The organism is Streptomyces sp. NPDC057428 (assembly GCF_042803195.1).
Lineage (GTDB): Bacteria > Actinomycetota > Actinomycetes > Streptomycetales > Streptomycetaceae > Streptomyces.
On record NZ_JBHVCT010000172.1, the window covers coordinates 1 to 5,565 of the forward strand.

Consider the following 5,565-nt stretch of genomic DNA (forward strand, 5'->3'; position numbering starts at 1 on the left):
TAGTGACACGCCATCTCGGCGTGCTCACAGGCATTTTCGCAGGTCAACCCACATATTCGTGTCCTAGTCGGCACTGCTAACTGCGGAACTCAGGACGAACTCGCCGCCGTGGCAGCTGCGGCAGGAGGCAGCGGAGGCTTGGCAAGGCTCATAGCCAGGATCCTGCGGAACAAAATTCACGAGATCGATTTCATCGTCCCGGTGCACTACGAGGGCGCCGTCGAGCGCGTCGCCGAGGTTCAGAAACGCATGGGCCGAAGTCTGCAGCCGATCAATACTGAACCCGGCGCAGACCAGCAGACTTTTCAGTTTGTGACCAGCGGAGGCGCCGGAGAAATGAACCCTGTTGTAGTCACTGTCCTGGTGACGAGGGATGGGGAGTGGGATTCCAGCGTCCGACTGCGCGTGGCAGCCAAAGAGGGACTGATTAGACAACGCACCGCAGAGCGGACTGCGAACCGACTTGCGGCACTCCTGGCCCAGTGAACCCGCGGTAGCCCATCGGTCCGTGTTTCGCAGGGCAGCCTCCGGGCCGCAACCCCTGATGTCGAACACACGAGACACTGGTCCTACGAGGGCGCCCGGCGCGTGGCATCTGGGACATGGAGGGGGCCGGATACCGGCAGCATCCGGCCCCCGTGGTGCGAGGCTTCCCGCAGCCCAATCAGCGTTCGGCCTGCCGAGGTGTGAACGAGTTCTGGCAAGGGATGGCTATGGGGCCTCTTGAGCGGTGCTTCGGCCGGTTGTCGGCTGGGTGTGGACGTAGAGCTTGCGGCGGTCGCCGATGTCCAGGTGCCGGGGGAGTGGGAGTTCGTAGCGTACCGGGCGGCTGTGATCCGCCAGTTGCCGCGCGGGGTTGTAGACGCGGTTGAACTTCCACAGCATTCGGGCGAAGTTCGTCTGTCCGCGGGCGAGGTTGCCTCCCAGGACGCGTAGGGCGCCAAGTGCGGTGCGCAGGCCCAGGTGCTTGCGGTTGATGATGGCCTGGGTCTTCACCAGTTCCCGGTAGAAGACATCCAGGGGGAGGGTAGTGGGGACCACCGCGTGCTGGATGTCGAAGAGCCGGTAGTCGCGGGTGGTGAGCTTGCGCGCCTCGGTGTGCCAGATCTCTGTTCCCGGGTAGGGCGTCATGACCGTCAGGTGAACGATCTCGGGGACGGATAGAGCGAATTCCCTGATGACGCGGAAGCGTTCTTCATCCCAGGCCGGGTCCACGATGAGGTTGATCGCCACGTCGATGCCGAGTTTGCGCGCGGCTTCCAGAGCGCGGAAGTTGTCGTCGGGGCTGACGCGCTTGCGGTAGAGATCAAGCCCTTCGGCGTCGATGGCTTCCATGCCCAGGAACATGTAGCTCAGGCCCAGGCGCGCCCAGCGCTGGAAGACCTCAGTGTTGCGCAGCAGGACATCGCTGCGGGTCTCAAGGTAGTAGCGCTTGCGGATCCTACGTCGTTCGAGCTCAGCGGCGATGCCATGGCCGTGCTCGGGCCGGATGAAGGCCACGTCGTCCACGATGAACACGTTGGGCTCGCGGATGCTCGCCATCTCGGCGCCGGCCGCCTCCGGGGAAGCCTTGCGATAGCTGCGTCCGTAGAAAGTCCAGGCCGAGCAGAAAGAGCAGTCCCACGGACAGCCCCGGGTGAACTCGATGGAGGCGCAGGGGTCCAGTTCACCGATGAAGTACTTGCGCCGGTGGCGCATTAGATCACGGGCCGGCAGCGGGCTGTCGATGCTGTGGAGCATCTGCGGCGCCGGGCCGTGTCCGGCCGGTGTGACGACTCCCGGAACGCCGTCCACCCCGCCCTCGCGCGCGGCCGCAAGCAGGGACACCACGGCGGGCTCCCCCTCGCCGCGCACCACCGCGTCCACCGCTCCTTCGGCTTGCTCGAGCACATCTCTGGCGACGAAAGACACACTGTGTCCTCCGAAGAAGACGAAACAGCCCGGCGCTTCGCGCTTGGCTGCGTGGGCAATCTTGATCGCCTCTGGGATGTTGGCCAGATAGTTCAGGGACACGCCCAATGCCTCGGGGCGGAAGGAGCGGACCTCGCGGGCCAGCTCCTTCGTGCTGGATACCTGAAGGTCCACGACCCGTACCTCGTGGCCTGCCTCGCGCGCAGCGCCCGCCACCCGTTCCAGGCCCAATGGCTCCAGTCGCAGGAAAATCTCGGAGTACATCAGGGCGCTGGGATGAACAAGAAGCAAGCGCATGAACACCTCAGGGGAAGATTGTCCGACGGTGACCCGTCAGCGACTCCCTGCGGACGAGCACTCCCACCGTCCTCCGAAAGGCCAATCGCTTGGCGGTGCCGCGCCGACGGACGTGCGCTGACGGGCGGATTCACCCGCCTGGCCGGAGGGCCGAAGGCCCGCAGATCCGGCCCGCCCATCCGCGGTGAACACCCCTACGCACGAGGCAACCTGCAGTTCGCGCGTGCCTTCAATCTCGCCGCGTTCGCCTCGCTGTCGCAGCCGGACTCACGCGCCTGCCGCCACAGGAAGCGACGCGAGGGACAACACCACGTCGCAGCCCTCATCTGCCTCGCCCTGCGCCGCATCGAAGTCCTCTTCGCCGTGCTCCGCGACGGCACGTTCTACCAACCACCCACCGCTGTAACGGCTTGACGAAAACCAAGGGCACGTGACGCATGTTCAACCAACTCCTTTCGTGTCGGTTCTGTTGGCCCGGCGCGGATCGGGCGCTGCAGCCAACGCCAGCACGTGGTGACGCCCCCTGCACTCAAATGCACTGTCGGAACGTCGACACGCAGTGCGCACTCCTTTTGCCGGGACCGAGCATTCACGCGAGTCCGCATCACCTGCGACGAAGCTCAGGCCCCGTGCCCCGTCGACAGGTCCGCCCAGCCCAATGGGTGCAGAGCACTGTCGTCCTGAATCGGCATCGCCGGTTCCCCGCCCGCCTCATTGAAGGCGGTCAAGGCGCTGACGAGGGCGAGGCGCTGGACAGGGTCGAGCCGTTCGACGATCGCGGCGATCTCCTGCTGCCGCCGCGTCGTCACGTCCTCGACCGTGCGTCGGCCCTCGTCGGTGAGCTGGAGCAGGGTCTCGCGGCGGTTGTCCTGATTGATCTGCCGGTCGGCGAGCCGGGCCGCGATCAGCCGGTCCACCATCCGCATCGCTGTCGAGGGGGCCACACCCAGCAGGTGCGCAAGGGTGACGAGCTTGGTCGCACCACGTGTGAACAGAACTACGAGCATCCGGAATTGCGGCAGTGTCACACGGTCTTCGACTTCGGCGAGCGAACGTGCCGAGACCGCGACGAGAAGCCGTGACGCCGTCAACACCGCACGGGTCACCGCGTTCACATCGAACGTACCCTCGATCGGGGCGTCTCGCTCAGACATGGTCCCTTTCTATCCTGTCCCCAGACCTCGCCGAACCAGCCCGCTTCTCGCCCGGGTGGTAGCGGAGGAGCAGCATGGCCGCATCGTCGTGCAGCGGACCGGACACGTGCCGGACGACGTCCTCGCGCAACATCTCCAGGGCTACCTGGGCATCGTCGTCCTCAAGCAGGCCGGCCCGTTCCTCCAGGGGGTAGAACTGTCCTTCACCGTCCCGCGCTTCGGTCACCCCGTCGGTGTACAGAAGGAGTTGGTCCCCCGGTCCGAACTCGACGTTGTGGGACTGCGGCGGCTCGCCGCCGTGGATGCCCAGCCCCAGCGGCAGGGCGTAGGACGGAGGCTCCGGGAAGTGGATGGTGCCGTTCCGACTGATCAGCATGGGCGCTGGATGCCCGCAGTTGACCATGGCGACGGTTTCCTCCGGTGACCGGAGCTCTGCGAGAAGAGCGGTCACGAACTTCTCACCCTGCAACTCACGGGCGACGCTCCGTTCCAGGCGGGCTACGAGACTGACGAGGTCCGATTCCTCGTGCGCCGCCTCACGAAAAGCGCCCAGGACAACGGCCGCTGTCTCCACAGCGGCAAGCCCCTTGCCCTGTACGTCGCCAATCAGCACTCGTACGCCCTGAGGGGAGACGACGACCTCGTACAGGTCCCCGCCGATCCGCGCTTCGGCCACGGCCGACGTGTAGGAAACCGCCACCCGCAAGGGCCCTGCGCTGCGGGGCACCGGTCTGAGCAGGACGCGTTGCGTGACCTCGGCGATCGAGCGAACGCTGGCCAGTTCCGCCTCGCGCCGTTTCCGCGTGATCGCAGCCACGACTCCCGCTGCGGTTACTCCACCTACGGATGCCATGGCTGTGTATCCGCGGCGGCCGTCGAAGAGGCCGTCGTACATGCCGAGACCGAAGCACAGCAACAGGGCGGCCGCGCCGATGAGGGCGGTGCGCTTCCACGTGCCGATCAGGCCGGCGAAGGCGGGGCCGAGCGATACCAGAGGGAGGAACCCCACCTCAGGCCCTGCGGTGAGGTCGACAACGGCTACGACCGCCATCACCAAGATCGGCAGCCATGAGAGCACGGCTGATCCATCCCATCGCTCAGCAGCGGTCATGTGGTGCTCCCGGCCAGTATGCAGACAACCACGAAGCCGACTCCACAGAACGACTCCTCGTTTAGCCTATGCAACGGTTCGGTAGCGCTCCAGCCGGCCGGCCTCTCGTTACTCAATCGAGGTCGAAGGCTCACGACAGCGACACCAGGAGCAAGCGCATCCCAGAGAAGACCGTCACGCCACCCCCGGGAGCGGGGTGTCGCGGCGTGATCACTGCGCGCGAGGTCCTTCCGCTTCTGCGAACTCGTCCCGCTCCCGCAGCACTACATCACCCGCCTGTGCCAGAACCCACTACTGCTCGATAAAGCCACTCAGAACTGGGATGACGTCCAGGTCGCACGTCCAAGCTGGTGACAACTATCCCGAGCGGTCACAAAACACGCGGTGCCGTGAAGCCGCAGTGCCCTTCCGGGAACTGAGACGGCGTCCTGCCCGGTCGCGTCGAGGGCACCGGGTCGGCGGCCGCGCCGCTCCCCCGTGTTGCAGGGTGTCGGGGCCCGGGGCGGGTGGCTGGTGTCTTGCACCGGCGACGGAACTCCCGCCCCGGGCACCTGCCCGCAGCTGGTGCCGTCGTGTCGCCGTCCTCGAAGGGCTCACCACGTCCCGCAGAACAACGTAGGGAGGCGTGACGCCTCCGCGAGCGCTTCGCTCCGGACAGCATCAGGCAGCAGGCTCACCCTCACGGCCTTCGTCGTGTTACGTGCACCTGTTCGTCGTTCCGTAGAGCCCTTGATCCCCAACGGCCTGCCGTCGCAGTCAGGTTGAACATGCGGCGCGTGTCGCGATTTGGACATGGCTCGCTTGCGCCACCTGTGGACGGTGACACACCGGTTTGCACAGTGGATGATTTCGGAGGGGCAGCGAACCCTGGTGGCGTCGATATCAACCCGCTTGGTGCTGGACGCCACAGGAGATGCCGGCCGCCTTGCGGACGGCTGCCGATGGCCCGCGTTTCGCGTTAGTCCGGAAAATGTTAAAAAGGGCAAGGTTCGATCCTATTGATCCGAAACGCTTTGGGTTCATGCTCGTTGACGGTGTGTGAGTGATCTGGTGGGGGATGCGCGGACGTGGTCGCCGGACGCGCAGGAAGCT

The 5,565-nt window shown here is 65.7% G+C and carries 4 protein-coding genes; 1 reads left to right on the top strand and 3 read right to left on the bottom strand.

Annotated features, from left to right (window positions below; genetic code table 11):
• Window positions 1-138 precede the first annotated feature (138 nt).
• Complete coding sequence (locus ACFU5K_RS31070; RefSeq protein ID WP_384067853.1) at window positions 139-486, top strand: hypothetical protein; 348 nt, start codon at window positions 139-141, stop codon at window positions 484-486.
• 225 nt (window positions 487-711) lie between these two features.
• Here the strand turns inward: ACFU5K_RS31070 and hpnR are convergent, their stop codons facing one another.
• The 3 genes from hpnR to ACFU5K_RS31085 all read right to left on the bottom strand — a co-directional run bounded on the left by hpnR (window position 712) and on the right by ACFU5K_RS31085 (window position 4,473).
• A complete protein-coding gene (gene hpnR / locus ACFU5K_RS31075) occupies window positions 712-2,208 on the bottom strand; it encodes a hopanoid C-3 methylase HpnR (protein ID WP_384067862.1) in 1,497 nt (498 codons plus the stop codon).
• 620 nt (window positions 2,209-2,828) lie between these two features.
• Entirely contained in the window at window positions 2,829-3,362 is a 534-nt protein-coding gene (locus tag ACFU5K_RS31080) for a MarR family winged helix-turn-helix transcriptional regulator (RefSeq protein ID WP_384067856.1), read from the bottom strand.
• A complete protein-coding gene (locus tag ACFU5K_RS31085) occupies window positions 3,355-4,473 on the bottom strand; it encodes a PP2C family protein-serine/threonine phosphatase (RefSeq protein ID WP_384067859.1) in 1,119 nt (372 codons plus the stop codon). Before ACFU5K_RS31085 ends, ACFU5K_RS31080 begins: the two co-directional genes overlap by 8 nt.
• Window positions 4,474-5,565: the final 1,092 nt, after the last annotated feature.

Bases quoted from the DNA above. Each gene is read 5' to 3' on its own strand.
- hpnR (WP_384067862.1), bottom strand. From the start codon at position 2,208: ATGCGCTTGCTTCTTGTTCATCCCAGCGCCCTGATGTACTCCGAGATT.
- ACFU5K_RS31080 (WP_384067856.1), bottom strand. From the start codon at position 3,362: ATGTCTGAGCGAGACGCCCCGATCGAGGGTACGTTCGATGTGAACGCG.
- ACFU5K_RS31085 (WP_384067859.1), bottom strand. From the start codon at position 4,473: ATGACCGCTGCTGAGCGATGGGATGGATCAGCCGTGCTCTCATGGCTG.